The 17715-nt window shown below is 47.5% G+C and carries 16 protein-coding genes; 6 read left to right on the top strand and 10 right to left on the bottom strand.

What is annotated here, in order from left to right; genetic code table 11:
* Window positions 1–83: 83 nt before the first annotated feature.
* The 4 genes from AB4875_RS10280 to nfuA all read right to left on the bottom strand — a co-directional run bounded on the left by AB4875_RS10280 (window position 84) and on the right by nfuA (window position 2431).
* A complete protein-coding gene (locus AB4875_RS10280; RefSeq protein ID WP_368375969.1) occupies window positions 84–830 on the bottom strand; it encodes an endonuclease/exonuclease/phosphatase family protein in 747 nt (248 codons plus the stop codon).
* A 9-nt stretch (window positions 831–839) separates the two neighbouring features.
* A complete protein-coding gene (locus AB4875_RS10275) occupies window positions 840–1319 on the bottom strand; it encodes a YchJ family protein (RefSeq protein ID WP_368375968.1) in 480 nt (159 codons plus the stop codon).
* 11 nt (window positions 1320–1330) lie between these two features.
* Window positions 1331–1750: an acyl-CoA thioesterase gene (locus AB4875_RS10270; RefSeq protein WP_368375967.1), complete on the bottom strand. Its 420-nt coding sequence runs from the start codon at window positions 1748–1750 to the stop codon at window positions 1331–1333.
* 78 nt (window positions 1751–1828) lie between these two features.
* Window positions 1829–2431: a Fe-S biogenesis protein NfuA gene (gene nfuA / locus AB4875_RS10265; protein ID WP_368375966.1), complete on the bottom strand. Its 603-nt coding sequence runs from the start codon at window positions 2429–2431 to the stop codon at window positions 1829–1831.
* 150 nt (window positions 2432–2581) lie between these two features.
* On the opposite strand from nfuA, the gene metH reads away from it, so the two are divergent.
* From metH to AB4875_RS10240, 5 genes are all read left to right on the top strand, one after another.
* The gene (gene metH, locus AB4875_RS10260) at window positions 2582–6280 is read left to right on the top strand and encodes a methionine synthase (protein ID WP_368375965.1); all 3699 of its coding nucleotides are present in this window, start codon (window positions 2582–2584) and stop codon (window positions 6278–6280) included.
* 54 nt (window positions 6281–6334) lie between these two features.
* Window positions 6335–6544, top strand: coding sequence for a DUF2970 domain-containing protein (locus AB4875_RS10255; RefSeq protein ID WP_368375964.1), 210 nt, complete (start codon window positions 6335–6337; stop codon window positions 6542–6544).
* Window positions 6545–7110: 566 nt separating this feature from the next.
* Complete coding sequence (locus AB4875_RS10250) at window positions 7111–8754, top strand: nitrite/sulfite reductase (RefSeq protein ID WP_368375963.1); 1644 nt, start codon at window positions 7111–7113, stop codon at window positions 8752–8754.
* Window positions 8747–9226, top strand: a complete 480-nt coding sequence (locus AB4875_RS10245) for a DUF934 domain-containing protein (RefSeq protein ID WP_368375962.1) — start codon at window positions 8747–8749, stop codon at window positions 9224–9226. The genes AB4875_RS10250 and AB4875_RS10245 overlap by 8 nt, the downstream gene beginning before the upstream one ends.
* A 129-nt stretch (window positions 9227–9355) precedes the next feature.
* Window positions 9356–10522: a cation:proton antiporter domain-containing protein gene (locus tag AB4875_RS10240; RefSeq protein ID WP_368375961.1), complete on the top strand. Its 1167-nt coding sequence runs from the start codon at window positions 9356–9358 to the stop codon at window positions 10520–10522.
* Window positions 10523–10539: 17 nt separating this feature from the next.
* Here AB4875_RS10240 and AB4875_RS10235 read toward each other — a convergent pair whose 3' ends face one another.
* From AB4875_RS10235 to AB4875_RS10225, 3 genes are all read right to left on the bottom strand, one after another.
* On the bottom strand, window positions 10540–11109 hold the full coding sequence (locus AB4875_RS10235; protein ID WP_368375960.1) for a YceI family protein: 570 nt from the start codon (window positions 11107–11109) through the stop codon (window positions 10540–10542).
* 203 nt (window positions 11110–11312) lie between these two features.
* Window positions 11313–12242, bottom strand: coding sequence for an electron transfer flavoprotein subunit alpha/FixB family protein (locus tag AB4875_RS10230; protein ID WP_368375959.1), 930 nt, complete (start codon window positions 12240–12242; stop codon window positions 11313–11315).
* A complete protein-coding gene (locus tag AB4875_RS10225; RefSeq protein ID WP_368375958.1) occupies window positions 12239–12991 on the bottom strand; it encodes an electron transfer flavoprotein subunit beta/FixA family protein in 753 nt (250 codons plus the stop codon). The genes AB4875_RS10230 and AB4875_RS10225 overlap by 4 nt, the downstream gene beginning before the upstream one ends.
* A gap of 387 nt (window positions 12992–13378) precedes the next feature.
* On the opposite strand from AB4875_RS10225, the gene AB4875_RS10220 reads away from it, so the two are divergent.
* Entirely contained in the window at window positions 13379–15034 is a 1656-nt protein-coding gene (locus AB4875_RS10220) for an electron transfer flavoprotein-ubiquinone oxidoreductase (RefSeq protein WP_368375957.1), read from the top strand.
* A 70-nt stretch (window positions 15035–15104) separates the two neighbouring features.
* Here the strand turns inward: AB4875_RS10220 and AB4875_RS10215 are convergent, their stop codons facing one another.
* The 3 genes from AB4875_RS10215 to AB4875_RS10205 are packed head-to-tail and all read right to left on the bottom strand — an operon-like array spanning window position 15105 to window position 17691.
* Entirely contained in the window at window positions 15105–15644 is a 540-nt protein-coding gene (locus AB4875_RS10215; RefSeq protein ID WP_368375956.1) for a DUF1285 domain-containing protein, read from the bottom strand.
* Between the two features lie 48 nt (window positions 15645–15692).
* A complete protein-coding gene (locus tag AB4875_RS10210; RefSeq protein ID WP_368375955.1) occupies window positions 15693–16865 on the bottom strand; it encodes a phosphoglycerate dehydrogenase in 1173 nt (390 codons plus the stop codon).
* A gap of 19 nt (window positions 16866–16884) precedes the next feature.
* The gene (locus AB4875_RS10205; RefSeq protein ID WP_368375954.1) at window positions 16885–17691 is read right to left on the bottom strand and encodes a 4'-phosphopantetheinyl transferase family protein; all 807 of its coding nucleotides are present in this window, start codon (window positions 17689–17691) and stop codon (window positions 16885–16887) included.
* Window positions 17692–17715: the final 24 nt, after the last annotated feature.

Below are 17715 nucleotides of genomic sequence, written 5' to 3'. Positions count from 1 at the left end.
TAGAGGCTTCACAACCATAATGCATGGTTTTTTTGCCCCTACTCCAGGGGCTTTTTTCCACCCACCTCCGACCAAAATTTGGCTTACCGCCGTAAAACCTCAATTTCTAGCTCTGCATATAAAGCGCAATGGTCAGACAATGATCGCCAAGGCTCACCACTCAAGCGTTTTGCCGCCAACGCCTCAAACCCTCTAAAATAGATTCTATCCAGACGCAATACCGGCCGCTTTGCAGGAAATGTCTTTGCCAACTTACCGTTCGCCTGCACTGAGGCTTCGCGCAATTTTAGCTTGTTGTTAAAGCGTGAATGCAGTGAGCCGCTCCAATCGTTAAAATCACCCGCAATGATAAGTGGTGCGTCTGCCGGAACTTTTTCCTCAATCACCCTCATTAAGCGTTTAAACTGCTGGCGCCGCTCCCAGCCCAATAAACCCATATGTACACAAATAACATATATGCCAGGCTGTATTTGACTAAGTAGCAATCCGCGCTGCGAACGGCGGTAGAGTGAGATATCTATATTCTCACTATTGATGATGGGGTATTTACTTAGAATGGCATTACCGTGATGACCATGGTCGTATACCGCATTTTTACCGTAAGAGAAATGCGGCCAAACCGTATCGGCGAGAAATTCAAATTGGCCCTCGTCAATCCAGCCATCAATCTGTGAGGCATGCTGAGTATTTTCACCAACGACTTCCTGCAAAAAAACAACATCGGCATCAACGACACGGATACTTTGGCGAATTTTTTCAAGCAGAAACTGCCGATTAGCTGAGCAAAAACCTTTGTGTACGTTATAGGAAAGCACTCTTAAGACCGACATTCGACGCCCCTATTCCGGATGACACTTCTTTAACTTACGCCCGCTTCCACACCAACATGCTTCGTTTCTAGCCAGTGAAATAGGCGGCAAAATATCGCCATCCACATAAAACCAGCATCCCTCTTCAAAAACGAAGCGCGAGCGCTCATGGAGCTGGCCGCCGATGTCACCATCAAGATAAAAAGCGGCAAATTCAACCTCACCACGCTGCTGCCCCGGCGCACCTTGCTGACATCGAATAACTCTTAATGAGCACCATTGGGTATTACCAAAGCTGCGCAACAATGCTTTGCGGCTTTCCTTAGCGCGAGCTTCTTTATGTAGGCTTGCCAATAAATAGTCTGCATCTTTTAAACAAAACGCAGTAAATCGAGAGCGCATAAGCGCTTCAGCGGTCGAGGGCTTTTGCTCGCCGCGCAAGTAAGTAGCACAACAATTTCCGTAAAGCTTAGCACTTCCGCAATAGCAGCTTAATGTATCTATTGTCATGCGGTATAAGGCTAAGTCGCTATTGACGGTGGCACGACACCACTGAGATCCGTCGTTTCCCAATCATTTGGCAAGACGGTAGAACTGCGAGTTTCACGATCAAAGCCCACCAGTACGGTTTGGCAGGTGGTCGCTTTTTGACCATTGGCATAGATAACATGCTCAATGGTCATGCTTTTATTGCCCTTCTTTGAACACCAGGTATCCACCACCACATTGTGGTCGAAACGAATCTCCCGCAGCATATCCATTTTTACGCTAGCGACAACGTACTGCACATGGGGACGAACACATAATTTCTCGATATTTCTAAAAAATGTCACCCGCGCCAAATCGAAATACTGCGCGTAGTAGCTATTAGATACGTGACCTAACATATCAAGGTCAGAAAACCGCACCTGAATATTGGTGCGCGAATGGGGTAATTGCATACTGGACTTCTCTAAAAAAGCCAAGCCAAAAAGTGCTTGGCTTGGCTGCATTGACGTGTCGAGCGCTAGGGCTTGACGCTATTTAAAATACGCATTTTCAGTATTGCTGTGGTCGGTCGTATCTTTAACGCCCGCTAAGCCTGGCACTTTTTCAATCAAGGTTTTTTCAACACCTTCTTTCAGCGTCACATCTACCATGCCGCAGCCTTGGCAGCCGCCGCCGAATTTCAAGATGGCAAAGTTGTCGTCAGTGAGTTCCTGTAACGACACTTCACCACCGTGCGCTGCCAGCGAAGGATTTACTTCGTTATATAGAACATAGTTAACTTGATCTTCCAGTGGACTATTTGCGTCTACCCTAGGTAGGCGCGCATTCGGCGCTTTAATAGTTAGCTGACCACCCATGCGATCTTTTGAGTAATCGATAAACGCATCGTCTAAGAAGGGAATACTGCGCCCCTCAAAGAAGGCTTTGAATTTGGGGTAATCGCGCACCTCATCATTATCGGTCATATCACCTTCGCGGCAATAGGCAATACAGGTCTCGGCTTTTGGAGTACCTGGCTGTGTGATGAACACCCGCACGCCGATCACGTCGTCCTGCTTTGTTAAGAGATCCGCAAGGTAGTCTTGGGCGGGCTCTGTGATCGTCACATTAACGGCTGTTTGCTCTGTTGACATAATAACCTCTGTATATCTCGCTGTTTTGCCAAACAATTTCAATGCTGGGCCGTGTATCTGTTAGAATTACAGAGTTTACCACGAAGCCCTTTCCGGCCACAGTCCGAGACGCGCTTTAGCACTTTAATTGTTTTAATTATCAGGATATCCATGAGCCAGTCCACGTCCCGCATCACCCAACTTACTCAAGCCCTCCAAAACCGGATATTGATTATCGACGGCGCGATGGGCAGCTTGATCCAAAGTTATAAGCTTGAGGAAATGGATTATCGTGGGCCACGCTTCGCAGACTTCCATAAGGATTTAAAAGGCAATAACGATCTACTAACACTGACTCGACCAGACGTTATTCGTGAAATCCATCAAGCCTATCTTGACTCTGGCGCCGATGTTATCGAAACCAATACCTTTAATTCCACCGCTGTAGCCCAAGACGATTACGAGTTGGGCGAGATTGCCGAGGAACTAAACCGCGCTGGCGCCGAATTAGCCCGCGAAGTCGCTGACGCCGAAACCGCAAAAAACCCTGCCAAACCACGCTTCGTTGCCGGCGTTATCGGTCCCACCCCCCGCACTGCGTCTATTTCACCCGATGTGAATGACCCTGGCGCCCGAAATATTAATTTCGATCAACTGGTTGAAAACTACTACGCTGCGACGCGCGGCCTGATCGACGGCGGCGCTGATATTTTGATGATAGAGACTGTGTTCGATAGCTTAAACGCGAAAGCGGCGGTCTACGCAGTACTGCAATACTTTGAGGACAGCGGTCAAAAGCGGCCTATTATGATTTCGGTGACCTTTCCCGATACCAGTGGCCGGACCTTATCCGGGCAAACACCCACGGCGTTTTGGAACTCTATCGCGCACGCTAAACCTCTAATCATTGGCACCAATTGTGGCCGTAGATTCAGTGAGATACGACCATTTGTTGAAGAGCTTTGTGAGGCTTCAGATTGCTATTTCAGCGGTCATTTCAACGCTGGCTTACCCAATGAATTTGGCGAATACGACGAAACCCCGGAAGACATGCACAATGAGCTCAAGGAGTTTGCCCAGCGAGGTTTCCTAAATTTAGTAGGTGGCTGCTGTGGTACCACGCCAGCACACATTCAAGCGATTGGCGAAGCGATGGAAGGTATTGCGCCAAGGCCATTGCCCGAGCGCGAACCGGTTTGCAGATTGGCGGGCCTTGAGCCCTTCCACATCGGCCCAGACTCTCTGTTTGTGAATGTGGGTGAACGCTGTAACGTCACCGGATCTGCTGCGTTCAAGCGCCTGATATTAGAAAATGATTACGACGCCGCTTTAGCCGTTGCTCGCCAACAGGTCGAAAATGGCGCCCAGATTATTGATATTAATATGGATGAAGGCATGCTCGATGCGCAACACGCCATCGTCACATTCCTTAATTTGGTGGCAACAGAACCCGATATTTGCCGGGTGCCTATTATGGTCGATTCCTCCAAATGGGAAGTGATCGAGGCCGGCCTAAAATGTATTCAAGGCAAGCCCATTGTTAACTCGATATCCCTTAAAGAAGGCGAGCAGGAATTCCGCGAGCGCGCCCGCTCCTGTCTAAAATACGGCGCTGCTGTGGTGGTTATGGCTTTTGACGAAGATGGTCAAGCCGACACCTTCAAGCGCAAGGCGGATATCTCTAAGCGCAGCTATGATATTTTGGTCGATGAAATTGGTTTTCCTCCCCAAGACATCATCTTCGACCCCAATATTTTTGCGGTTGCGACCGGCATCGACGAACACAACAATTATGCTGTGGACTTTATTGAAGCCACCGCTTACATCAAAAAAGAGCTGCCCTACGCCATGGTGTCTGGCGGCGTGTCCAATGTCTCTTTCTCCTTCCGCGGCAATAATCCGGTACGCGAAGCGATTCACTCCGTCTTTTTATACCACGCCATTAAAGCCGGCATGGATATGGGTATTGTTAACGCAAACCAGCTCGCAATTTATGACGATCTACCTAGCGAGTTAAAAGAGCATGTTGAAGACGTCATCCTCAACCGTCGCAGCGATAGCACCGAGCGGCTGTTAAATATTGCCGCCAAATATAAGGGTGATGGCAGTGTCGCCGAGAACAAAGAAGACCTTAGCTGGCGTGAGCTGCCGGTTAATAAGCGCATTGAGCACGCCCTGGTAAAAGGTATTTCCACATATATAGAAGAAGATGCAGAAACCGCTCGCGCGGCCGCCGTTAAGCCCATCGATGTTATCGAGGGCGCCTTAATGGATGGCATGAACGTAGTTGGCGATCTATTCGGCGACGGCAAGATGTTTTTGCCACAGGTGGTAAAATCTGCCCGCGTTATGAAGCAGGCTGTTGCCTATCTCAATCCCTTTATTGAAGCAGGCAAAGGCGTCGGCGCGAAGGCCAACGGCAAAGTGCTAATGGCAACAGTAAAAGGCGACGTCCACGATATCGGAAAAAATATCGTCGGCGTGGTGCTGCAATGCAATAACTTTGAGGTTATTGACCTTGGCGTAATGGTGCCCTGCGACAAAATACTGGAAGCTGCCAAACGCGAGAACGTTGATATTATTGGGCTAAGTGGACTCATTACTCCGTCCCTAGACGAAATGGTGCACGTGGCCAGTGAAATGGAGCGCCTCGGTTTTACTATTCCGCTGATGATTGGCGGGGCAACCACATCCAAGGCCCATACCGCGGTTAAGATTGAACCCAAGTACAAAAATGACGCCGTAGTCTATGTACCTGACGCCTCGCGCAGTGTTGCGGTGGCAACTCAGCTCATAAGCCAAGATCTCAAGGCCGCTTTTGTGGCAGAAAGAAAAGACGAGTACGAGCGCGTGCGCGCGCGCCGGGAAGGCAACAAGGGTAAAAAACGGCTGCATACTTACGAGGCTTCCTGCGACTTGGCCTATCAATGGGACTGGGATAACTACACCCCGCCAACGCCCACTTTCCTTGGCACGCGCGCCTTCACAGACTACCCATTGGAAGAATTGCGAGAAACCATAGACTGGACGCCCTTCTTTATATCTTGGGGACTCGCAGGTAAATACCCCAAGATTTTACAAGATGAAACCGTCGGCGAGGCGGCTCGCAATCTATTTGATGATGCCCAAAAGATGCTTGATCACCTAATAAACAACAAGCTACTGCAGGCCAATGGCGTTATCGGTTTCTGGCCCGCCCATCGCTCAGGCAGTGATGATATCGCCGTATTAGATCCAAACGGTGGAGCGCAGCTTGCCACCCTTCATCACCTTCGCCAACAAGCTCAAAAGCCTGACGATAAGCCGCAAATGAGCTTGGCCGATTATATTGCACCGCAAGACAGCGGCATTACCGACTATGTTGGTGGCTTTGCTGTTACCACGGGTTTAGGCGCTGACCAACTTGCCGCGGAGTATGAGAAAGCCAACGACGATTACAACTCCATTATGGTGAAAGCCTTGGCAGATCGCTTAGCAGAGTCCTTTGCGGAGACCTTACATCGTCGGGTACGGAAAGAATTCTGGCACTATTCGCCGGATGAAGAACTGAGTAATGCCGAACTTATTAAAGAAAGCTATCAGGGTATTCGTCCAGCGCCAGGCTACCCGGCCTGCCCCGACCACACTGAAAAAACCACGCTATTTAACTTGTTAGATGCCACTAACCAGACCGGGATTATATTAACCGAGCACCTTGCGATGCACCCTGCCGCAGCGGTGAGCGGATTTTATTACTCCCATCCCGAATCTCGTTATTTTGCGGTGGGCCGCATTGGGAAGGATCAAGTTACGTCGATAGCCCAACGTAAAGGCATGGAAATGAAGACAATGGAGCGTTGGTTGTCACCCAGTTTGGATTATGACCCCTAGGCGCGGCGCCAATCTTAAGTACTAAACGATTCGATTATTAAAAAGGGCCACCCAATGGAACAACCTGAAGACAAAGTAAAAAAGCCCGGTATGATGGCCGTTATCGGTAGCGTCATATCAGCGGCGTTCGGGGTCCAGAGCAGTAAGAATCGCGAGCGCGACTTCACTCATGGAAAGTTTAGAAACTATGTCATCACTGCAATTATCTTTGTTGGTATCTTTATCGCAAGCGTATTTACAGTAGTACAAATAGTATTGAAATAACGTAAGACCGCTATTTCCAAAGTCATAAAAAAAGCCGCTAAAGCGGCTTTTTTTATATACATTCTCAGCGTACTAGCTTGGCATACCGCTCAGCCAATAGTATAAAGTACCGACAACTAAGGCGAAAATAGCAATGGTAGCGCAGACATCGGCAAAGTTATCATCACGCTCTTCTTGGGTTTGATCAGACATAGGAGCCTCACAATACGAGTTAAAGACGCCGAGGTTCGGCACATAAAATCGACGCTATTGTAGCAAGAAATGATTACTTGTTTAGGATTAATTCGTAGCTGCAATATAATTAACGCCTTCCGAGCGCGTAAAATACGGTTTAATCACACACTCAAAGACTATCGGCACAGATGCTAGGCGCGCTCCTGCCTTTATCGAAATGGCGTATAAGCATTACCCACAAAATCAGTTAGCGCATTAAAGGCTTAGCCTTTACCATTGCTACCATAATACGTGATCTCAGATGGTATTAAGCGTAAAATCCCTACCGGTTTTTAGCTGCGCGTAGCAGAATCGCGCTTTTGCCCGCCAAAACTCTTAAGACAAAGGTTTCTATGTACACTTACGACCACTTTGACCGTCAGATTGTCAGTCAGCGAGTCGCGCAGTTTCGCGATCAAACCCAGCGCTATCTCGACGGCAAAATTACGGAAGAGCAATTCTTGCCACTGCGTTTGCAAAACGGTTTATATGTGCAGCGTTTAGCGCCAATGATGCGAATCGCGGTTCCCTACGGTACCTTAAATGCGCCGCAGTTACGCAAGCTCGCGGATATTAGCCGCAAGTATGACAAAGGATACGCGCACATCAGTACTCGGCAAAATATACAGCTAAACTGGCCAAAGCTAGAAGAAGTGCCCGATATTCTTGCCGAGTTACTTGAAGTTGAAATGCACGCCGTTCAAACCAGCGGTAACTGCATACGTAATACCACTGCAGATCAGTTTTCCGGCGTTGCCGCAGACGAGATTGAAGACGCCCGACCGTACTGCGAAATTATTCGTCAGTGGTCGACCTTCCATCCCGAGTTCGCCTTTTTACCGCGCAAATTTAAAATAGCGGTCTGCGGCTCAGAGTCTGACCGAGCTGCGATAATGATGCACGATATCGGCTTGCAGATCGTACACAACGCGAAGGGCGACACCACCTTTAAAGTGTTTGTCGGCGGCGGCCTAGGCCGCACGCCAGTGATCGGCAGTCTTATTCATGATGAGCTCGAGCCAGAACACTTATTAACCTACCTGGAAGCAATATTACGGGTGTATAACCAGCTGGGGCGACGCGACAATAAGTTTAAGGCTCGGATTAAAATATTAGTCCGCGCCATGGGCGCGGAGGCATTTAAAGCCGAGGTAGAAAAAGAATGGGCACATATCAAAAATGGGGACCTCAGTCTTACTGAAGAAGAAATCGCCCGCGCCAAATCATTCTTTGTCCCGCCAAGCTACCAAACATTGCCCCAGCAAGACATGCAGGCATTAGCTCTGGAAGACGCCGATTTTGCTCGTTGGCTGCAGCATAATACCCACCAACATAAGGTGGCGGGTTACCGCATTGTCACGCTTGCCCTGAAAACTGTGGGCGTTGCTCCCGGCGACATTACCGCCGAACAGTTTGAAGCGGTAGCTGACCTATCAGAGCGCTACGGTTTTGGTGAAATTCGAAGCACTCACCATCAGAATTTAGTGCTTCCGGACGTCAAACAAGGCGATCTTTTTGCCTTATGGAAAGAGCTAGTAGAGCTCGAGGTCGCCTCTCCGACCGTCGGCACGCTAAACGATATTATTTGCTGCCCCGGCGGCGACTTCTGCTCACTGGCTAATGCGAAATCCATTCCCATTGCCGAGGCGATTCAACGCCGGTTTGATGATATCGATTATGTCTACGATCTAGGTGAGATTGAGCTTAATATTTCAGGTTGCATGAACGCCTGCGGTCACCACCATATCGGCAATATCGGTATATTAGGCGTCGACAAAAAAGGTCAGGAGTTTTATCAGGTCTCACTGGGCGGCAGTCAAGGCCTGAATGCCACCATTGGATCGATTCTCGGACCCTCCTTCGCACAAGATAAAGTGCCGGACGTTATTGAGAAAGTATTAGAAACCTACGTAAATCTACGCCAGCCGGAAGAACGCTTTTTAGATACATTCCGTCGCGTTGGCATTGATCCTTTTAAGGAGCGGGCCTATGCATAACATTATTAAAGACCAAAAAATCTGCGCCAATGAATGGCAAGTATGGCGCGATACTGAAGAGCTACCTAAAACAGGTGGCTATATTGTGCCCTTGAGCTTGTGGCAAAATAATAAAGACTCGCTCAAAGCCTTGGGCAATATCGCGGTATTTCTTGCCAACGATGAATCGCCAAAAGCCCTCGCTGCTGAAATACAGGATTTTGATGTTATTGCCGTCGATTTTCCTAAATTCGCCGATGGCCGCGGATTTTCGTATGGCCGCGAATTACGCGAGCAACTGGGCTACCAGGGTGAGCTGCGCGCGATTGGCGATTTTATTCGCGACCAACTCTACTTCCTGAGCCGCTGTGGTTTCAATAGTTTCGCTCTGGAAAACAATGACCTTGAAGAATCGCTGGCCAGCTTTCAGGATTTTTCCGAGTCATATCAACCGAGCATTGATCAGCGTTTACCCCTGTTTCGCCGCCGCTAAACTGTTTGTCAAACCGCTTACATCGCCAAAAATGCCGTCTGTATGACGGCACTTCCTATTTTCCGTATTGTTTCGCTACATGCGCCTGTGTGATGATGATTTTATTCGCCACAGCTTGAGGTATAACGCGTGGAAGCCAGCCTGACTTCGTCTTTTTTCATGATCTTCAGCGGTGCGGCGGTTCTGGCCTCAATTGCTCTTTATACCAGACAGCCGCTATTAATCGCATATATTGCCTTGGGCGCGATAATCGGCCCCTACGGCACTGGCTGGGTCACCGATCTTAAGCTACTCGCTGAGATCGCCGAGTTCGGTATTATCTTCCTGCTATTTCTACTCGGCTTGGATATGCAACCGAAATCTCTACTCAGCACCCTAAAAAAAGCGACCGTTGTCGCCCTAGCAAGCTCTCTAGCATTTGCGGCGATCGGATTCGGTCTTGCTTATAGTTTCGGTTTTACTCAAATTGAAAGCTTGGTGATTGGCGCCGCCATGATGTTCTCCAGCACTATTATCGGCATAAAACTGTTACCAACAACGGCACTTCACCACCGTCACACCGGCGAACTCATGGTGGGCCTATTATTATTACAGGATCTAATAGCCATTTTTGTGCTGCTCATTCTATTCAGTATGAGCAAAGGCGAATTTTCCTTTACGAGCTTATTGCGGACTCTAATCGCCTTACCAATATTGGTTTTATTTGCGTTCGCCACTGTACGTTATGCTCTTCTGCCAATGCTAAGACGCTTTGATCGCTTCCACGAATATATTTTCCTGCTCGCCATTGGCTGGTGCCTGGGTATGAGCGAGGCTGCCCACAGCCTGGGCTTGTCTGCCGAGGTTGGAGCTTTTCTAGCGGGAATTACTCTGGCAACAAGTCCGATTTCACAATACATCGCTATCAATCTAAAGCCACTTAGAGACTTTTTTCTAATACTATTCTTCTTTTCACTTGGCGCGAGATTCGACCTCGGCCTACTCGGTGACATTCTGATACCGGCAATACTCCTTGCCACACTTATGCTGACGTTGAAGCCGATTATTTTCCGATACTTAATACACGGAATGAGCGAGACCAAGAAGCTCTCATGGGATTTGGGTTTTCGGCTGGGGCAGATCAGCGAGTTTTCACTGCTTATTGCTTACGTAGCGGTAGACATGGTGTTGATCGGCAGAGAGGCTTCGCACCTTATTCAAGCCACTGCGATTATTAGTTTTATAGCTTCATCGTATATTGTGGTATTAAATTACCCGACTCCTATTGGGATATCAGATAAGTTACGGCGAGACTAAGCTCGCCGCAAACCTTATTACTGGAAAACCACCGAGAACGTCACTGGCACAACAAGGTCGATATTCGTTAAGCCTGCCAAACTGCGAAGTTTATCAACACCGGGGGCAAGATCGAAACTGTTGGCGCTAATAAAGGCCGGCGAAGTCGTTACAGCGTGATAACTGTTATCCGCACGCTTGGTAACTATGACGTTAAATTCAAGTGGCGCTGTTTGTCCGTGTAGCGCGAGCTTGCCTTTCAATTCGAGAGACTTTTGCTCACCAACCACCATGTCTTTCAACTTTGCCTTCTTTACAGATGTGGTGAAAATTGCAACTGGAAAGGTATCAATCTCAAATAGAAATTCGCGCATGCGTTTGTTACGAATATTAATTCCACTCGCAATACTATTTAGATCGACACTCAATTCTGCGTCGCCGGTTTCTTCATCGATGGTCCCGCTAAGCGATTCAAAAGTCATTAGCTCGGCAACAGTATCATTCTTCACTGTAACAAAATTCAATACCGATAAATCATTGTTTAATTCTAGAGCATTCAAACCGGAAAGCGGCAATGACAGCACAAACGCGTATATCAGTTTCTTCATAAGAATCTCCTTAAGATTTGGCAACGACTTTGAATATTTTCCCCAGGAATATGTATTTTGGTATCTTGCACTAAGAGCGCTTACATATTGAGAGTAAGTTGGACAATAAGACCTAGATATTATTCAACTAATATCGAAAAATTAGGCAAAAAAAAGCTCGGTTATAAAACCGAGCTTTTTATGCACTATGTTAACGCACGTATTTACAGGCTTGAATTAAGCTCTGGCACAGCGTCGAACAAATCAGCAACTAAACCGTAATCTGCAACCTGGAAAATCGGTGCGTCTTCGTCTTTGTTTATCGCGGCAATGATTTTAGAATCTTTCATACCCGCTAAATGCTGAATAGCACCGGAAATACCTACAGCAATATATAAGTCAGGGGCAACGATTTTACCCGTCTGACCAACCTGCATATCGTTAGGCACAAAACCAGCATCAACCGCAGCGCGTGATGCACCGACTGCTGCGCCAAGCTTATCCGCCAATGAATACAACATGGCAAAATTATCGCCATTTTGCATACCGCGACCACCTGAAACTACGATGCTTGCCGCAGTCAATTCAGGTCTATCACTCTTGGCTACTTCTTCACGAACATAGCTAGAATTACCGGCGTCATGCGCGCTAGCAACGACTTCGACAGAAGCACTGCCGCCTTCGGCAGCAGCGGCGTCAAATGCGGTAGCACGAACGGTGATAACTTTAATGGCATCTGAAGACTGCACAGTCGCAATAACGTTACCCGCGTAGATTGGACGCGTAAATGTGTCTGCACTTTCTACTGAAATGATCTCAGAGATCTGAGCAACATCAAGTAAAGCAGCTGCACGCGGCAACGTGTTTTTACCGTTAGTCGTGGCAGGTGCCAAGATATAACCGTAGTCTTTACCGAGCTCAGCAACTAATAAGCTGACGTTTTCAGCCAGTTGGTGACCATATACTGCATTATCAGCAAGCAGCACTTTACTAACACCGTCAATTTTTGCCGCGGCTTCTGCGGCAGCGCCACAGTTTTCACCAGCAACAAGAACAACAATGTCACCGCCGATTGCTTTTGCAGCAGTAACCGTATTCAAGGTAGCGCCTTTAAGAGAGGCGTTATCATGTTCTGCAAGAATTAAAATACTCATCCGATTACCTTCGCCTCGTTTTTCAGCTTATCAACAAGTTCAGCGACGTCAGCGACCTTAATACCAGCTTGGCGCTCTGCGGGCGGCGCTACTTTAAGGGTAGTCACTCGCGGCGTCACATCCACACCTAACTCTTCTGGTGTCATTGTATCTAAGGGCTTTTTCTTCGCTTTCATAATGTTTGGCAGCGACGCATAGCGCGGCTCATTCAAGCGCAGGTCTGTCGTTACAACAGCAGGTAGTGCTAATTTCACGACCTGTGAACCGCTGTCTACTTCACGAGTAACTGTCACGGTGTCGCCTTCAACAACAACCTCAGAAGCAAAAGTGCCTTGTGACATACCCGTTAAGGCTGCAAGCATTTGGCCTGTCTGGTTGTTATCACCATCAATTGCCTGCTTGCCAAGAATAACCATTTTCGGCTCTTCTTTATCAACAACGGCTTTCAACAATTTGGCAATCGCTAATGGTTGAATTTCCACATCGGTTTCAACCAATATGCCACGATCAGCGCCCAGAGCCAGGGCAGTACGAATCTGCTCTTGGCAAACTTTGGGCCCAATAGAGACCGCAACTATCTCAGTTACGACGCCTTTTTCTTTCAGACGTACAGCCTCTTCAATGGCTATTTCGCAAAATGGGTTTATCGCCATTTTGACATTATTCAGATCAACGCCAGTACCGTCCGATTTCGGACGCACTTTTACGTTGTAGTCAACTACTCGTTTGACAGCAACCAGAACCTTCATGGATTCCCCATTAAGCGCGTAAATTAAATGAATGGCTTGATATCCTTACGCTGTGGAATCGAAAATAGATCCCAACCGGATAAAGCCCCTTTTCAAAGCGCGATTATTTTGACGCTTATAAGACCTGAGGTCAATAAAAGCAGGATATTCACTGGGCGAATAACAGTTATTCCCAAAGGAATCATGCTCACTTACCAATTTAGTAAGTTTTTGTTTAGAAAAGATTTTCTTATCGCCGCAAAACCCAGAAATCAGGTCCATGCGTAGAATAAAACTGTAGCTGAAGTAGCGTTTTGGAGCCTCTGGTTTTATAATTCGCCTTCGAAATCAGTCACAAATCGCCCAAAACTAGGGCAATGCTGTTAAAGCATACAGAGGAGAGAGTCTGTGGAACGCGAATCAATGGAATTTGACGTCCTAATCGTTGGGGCTGGCCCAGCTGGATTGGCAGCGGCGTGTAAAATTCGTCAGTTAAGCGAGAGTACTGGTAAAGATATCAGCGTTTGCGTGGTAGAAAAAGGCTCCGAAGTCGGCGCCCACATTCTATCTGGTGCGGTGTTTGAACCCTCTGCCTTAAATGAACTATTTCCAGACTGGAAGGAAAAAGGTGCACCGCTTAATACACCGGTGACTGGCGACGATATCTATTATATGACCAGCGCTGAAAAAGCCATTAAGGTTCCCAGTTTCGCCGTGCCTAAGACCATGCACAACGAAGGCAATTATATTATTAGCTTGGGCAATTTGTGTCGCTGGATGGCTGAACAAGCGGAAGGCATGGGTGCAGAAATTTACCCCGGCTTTGCAGCTGCCGATGTGTTATTCCATGAAGATGGCAGCGTTAAAGGCGTTGTTACCGGAGATATGGGTATTGCCGAAGACGGCAGCCATAAAGACAGCTATATGCTTGGCATGGAGTTGCACGCTAAGTACACCCTGTTCGCAGAAGGTTGCCGGGGACATTTAGGTAAGCGCCTAATGGAAAAATTCGACCTGAATGCGGGCAAAGATCCCCAGCATTACGGTCTTGGTATTAAAGAGCTTTGGAAGATCGATCCCGCCAAGCACGAAGAAGGCAAAGTTATTCACGCCACTGGCTGGCCCCTCGCTGAAAATGGCGCGCTTGGCGGTAGCTTCCTCTACCATATAGAAGATAACCAAGTGTCGATTGGCCTAATTACCGATCTTTGCTATGACAACCCTTATTTATCGCCATTTGAAGAATTTCAGCGCTTTAAAAAGCACCCCACTATCGCTCAATATCTTGAGGGCGGAGAGCGTATTTCATATGGCGCACGCGCTATTGCCAAAGGCGGTCTGCAGTCGTTACCTAAAATGACCTTCCCAGGCGGCCTGTTAATTGGCTGTGACGCCGGCACTTTGAACTTTGCTAAAATCAAAGGCAGTCACACCGCGATGAAGTCCGGCATGATTGCTGCTGAGGTTGTGCATAAGGCAATTACTGAGAACCAAGCAACCGGTGCGGAACTTAGCGAATACACCACCGCTTTTGAAAGCTCATCTTTATTTAAAGAGCTAAACGAGCAACGCAACTTTGGTCCTGCGCAGCACAAATGGGGCAATTTAATAGGCTCTGCCTACGCGTTTATCGATATCAACATCTTCGGCGGTAAGCTTCCATGGACACTAGGCGACGATCACCCGGATCACGCGCAAATGAAACTGGCAGCGGATTCAAAGGAAATTACTTATCCGAAACCGGATAATAAATTAAGCTTCGATCGCCTGACGTCGGTATTCTTATCAAATACCAATCATGCAGAAGATCAGCCCTGCCATCTCACCCTAAAAGACCCTGAGCTCCCAATACGGGACAACCTACCTAAATATGCAGAACCAGCACAGCGTTACTGCCCTGCCGGTGTGTATGAGGTAATAGAGGATGCTGCAGGGACACCTAAGTTCCAGATTAACGGTCAGAACTGTGTCCACTGTAAGACCTGTGACATAAAGGACCCCGCACAGAATATTGTGTGGATAACGCCAGAAGGATTGGGTGGACCAAACTACCCTAATATGTAATTAAAAAAGGGCAGCGAAAGCTGCCCTTTTTTATGATTCAAACTATTTCAAAGCAATCAGGTTTAGCGAGCTAAATCGAACCTAGCTCAAACTCCTTGCCCCCTGCGAGCAATACCATCACCCCATTACGGCACTCAGCCAGCTCGACTAAGTTGTAAAAACACGCCCTACTCACTCTAGCCTGCAGTCCATTATTAAGCCGCACTGCCGGCCTGGGTTCTTGCGTGGCGCTATCGGTCGCGACGCTTAAGGGGTGCTCCTCGCCAAGTTCAAGCCAAGTATCGACATTAGTCTTCACCACAATACGGCGCCCCGCCGCTACATCATTCACTTCAAAATCAATAATTTGTAGCGGCAAATCTTCTACCGTAATGCGCCATTTTTCGACAGGTGTTAGTAGATAATATTCGTCGTCGTCTTCCCTGCGAAGTATTGAGGCAAATAATTTAACCAATTTATGGCGCTTTATCTCTCCACCTTCATGAATCCAGCGACCATCGGCCTTTATCACAATGTCAATGTCACCACTCAGCTCAGGGTGCCAATCAGCAATGGGAGGCGCACCACGTTGATCGTGCAATAGTGATTCAATTTCACTTAATGTCGTCACAATAAACCTCCAGAACTTAGTGGTTACCGCAGCACAGTAAAACGAGGGTTAATGAATAACCCTCACATTAATGACGCCTTCCAATGCTGCCAATTCAGCAAGCAGTCCCTCGCTAACGTCAGCACCTAAATCTATCAGGTTATACGCAATTTCATCGCGACTTTTGTTCAACATATCGAGAATATTAATATCGGCATCAGCCAATATACTCAAAACTCGGCCTAGAATCTTAGGAACATTGTGATTAGCAATCGCCAATCGACAATGACCACTGCGTTCTAACTGCAAATTAGGGAAGTTAACGGAATTTTTGATATTTCCATTCTGCAGAAAATCAGCAAGTTGGTCAGCGGCCATGACTGCGCAGTTATCTTCCGCTTCATCAGTACTGGCGCCAATGTGCGGCATCAAGATCACATCATCACGGCCAATCAACGAAGGTACTGGAAAATCGGTGATAAATTGCCGAAGCTGGCCATTATCAAGCGCCGCGATCACTGCACCTACATCTACAATCTCTTCACGAGCGAAATTTAACAAACAGCAGCCGGGCTTACAGCTCGCCAGCAGATCAGCATTAACTAGGCCGCGCGTAGAGTCTAAGACTGGTAAGTGCAGGGTAATATAATCTGCCTTAGCAAAGAGGCTGTGAATATTTTCCATTTTCTTTACTGAACTAGGTAAACGCCAAGCGGCATCAACCGACAGCGCCGGGTCATAACCAATAACATGCATATTTAGGCTAAGTGCCGCATTGGCTATCATCGACCCGATCGCGCCCAAACCGACAACACCCAGGGTTCTACCGGCTAGCTCATTACCTTTAAAACGTTTCTTTTCTTTCTCCAGCAACTTTGCCATTTGACCAGCATCATCCATATGCCCCAGAGAATTGACGTATGAAATACCGGGTAAGATACCGCGCGAACCCAGTGCCAAGCCCGCAATAACCAACTCTTTAACTGCGTTGGCATTCGCGCCGGGACTATTAAAAACCGGAATACCACGATCAGTGCAAGCCGCTACCGGAATATTATTTGTTCCTGCCCCTGCGCGACCAATCGCCTTAACACTGGCTGCAATATCCTCGGCTTGGAGTTTATGACTGCGAAGTAAGATGGCATCGGGGGCCGTGCATTCGCTCGTGATTTCATAACTTTCAGGTGATAGACGATCTAAACCGATAGTAGAAATTTGATTTAAAGTTAATACTTTATACACACATTAGTCCTCAAATTTATTATCCGTTCATGCGGTTGCGCGATCCGCTCGCACTAACAGGAAAATGATTAAACGCCTTATCAGCACTCAGCTGCACCTGTACGCCAAGCGGAATGCTGTGCGAATAGGCTATGCTATTTATTTTTCCACCCATTGCGATTGCGGCAGTGTAGTTAATATTTTTACATACGATACTGAAGTCCCAGCGATCAGCCTCTGGACCTACGAAACTACTAAAAGCGCCCTGCTCATCTAAAACCACAGAAAAATCTTGCAAAGGAATAGTTAGCCCCTCACCACGCGCTTTTATATAGGCTTCTTTAAGCGTCCAGTAACGGTAAAAGTAATCAAGCTGTTGATCATCAGCGCGACCATTCAAAGCTTGCAGCTCTAAGGTCGAGAAGTAGTCATCAGCCATATTGAGAACGCTGCGACTTTCAGCGCGGCTTTCAACATCAACCCCGATGTCGTTACCTCGCGTGACGACGCACACTGTGAGTCCGCTGGTGTGTGCCGTATTAAATTGAATAGTTTCCTGCCGATCGCTATTACTGAGCTCAGGCTTACCATAAGCATTTACGCAAAAACTGATTTTTTCAGGGGACACGTTGGAGTAATCGGCGAGTACAGTTCGCAATAACGCGCGACTGATAAGGTAATCTCGGCCATTGCTGCCATGCATTAGCTGTTGATACTGAAGTGATTCAGCAGGCGACAACATCGCTTCGTATTGGTCTAGTCGGTTATCAAGACGATGATCATCTGTAAAACAATACCAGACATCAACATGACCCGTTAAAGGGCTTTTTTCTCTAGCGGAAATCATTATTTTTATTTATCCAAGTAATCA

The sequence above is a fragment of the Zhongshania sp. R06B22 genome, from assembly GCF_040892595.1.
Classification (GTDB): Bacteria; Pseudomonadota; Gammaproteobacteria; order Pseudomonadales; family Spongiibacteraceae; genus Spongiibacter; species Spongiibacter arctica.
The sequence above is the reverse complement of the archived record's forward strand: the minus strand, read 5'-3'. Positions and strand labels throughout refer to the sequence as shown.

Bases quoted from the DNA above. Each gene is read 5' to 3' on its own strand.
- AB4875_RS10280 (WP_368375969.1), bottom strand. From the start codon at position 830: ATGTCGGTCTTAAGAGTGCTTTCCTATAACGTACACAAAGGTTTTTGC.
- AB4875_RS10275 (WP_368375968.1), bottom strand. From the start codon at position 1,319: ATGACAATAGATACATTAAGCTGCTATTGCGGAAGTGCTAAGCTTTAC.
- AB4875_RS10270 (WP_368375967.1), bottom strand. From the start codon at position 1,750: ATGCAATTACCCCATTCGCGCACCAATATTCAGGTGCGGTTTTCTGAC.
- nfuA (WP_368375966.1), bottom strand. From the start codon at position 2,431: ATGTCAACAGAGCAAACAGCCGTTAATGTGACGATCACAGAGCCCGCC.
- metH (WP_368375965.1), top strand. From the start codon at position 2,582: ATGAGCCAGTCCACGTCCCGCATCACCCAACTTACTCAAGCCCTCCAA.
- AB4875_RS10255 (WP_368375964.1), top strand. From the start codon at position 6,335: ATGGAACAACCTGAAGACAAAGTAAAAAAGCCCGGTATGATGGCCGTT.
- AB4875_RS10250 (WP_368375963.1), top strand. From the start codon at position 7,111: ATGTACACTTACGACCACTTTGACCGTCAGATTGTCAGTCAGCGAGTC.
- AB4875_RS10245 (WP_368375962.1), top strand. From the start codon at position 8,747: ATGCATAACATTATTAAAGACCAAAAAATCTGCGCCAATGAATGGCAA.
- AB4875_RS10235 (WP_368375960.1), bottom strand. From the start codon at position 11,109: ATGAAGAAACTGATATACGCGTTTGTGCTGTCATTGCCGCTTTCCGGT.
- AB4875_RS10230 (WP_368375959.1), bottom strand. From the start codon at position 12,242: ATGAGTATTTTAATTCTTGCAGAACATGATAACGCCTCTCTTAAAGGC.
- AB4875_RS10225 (WP_368375958.1), bottom strand. From the start codon at position 12,991: ATGAAGGTTCTGGTTGCTGTCAAACGAGTAGTTGACTACAACGTAAAA.
- AB4875_RS10205 (WP_368375954.1), bottom strand. From the start codon at position 17,691: ATGATTTCCGCTAGAGAAAAAAGCCCTTTAACGGGTCATGTTGATGTC.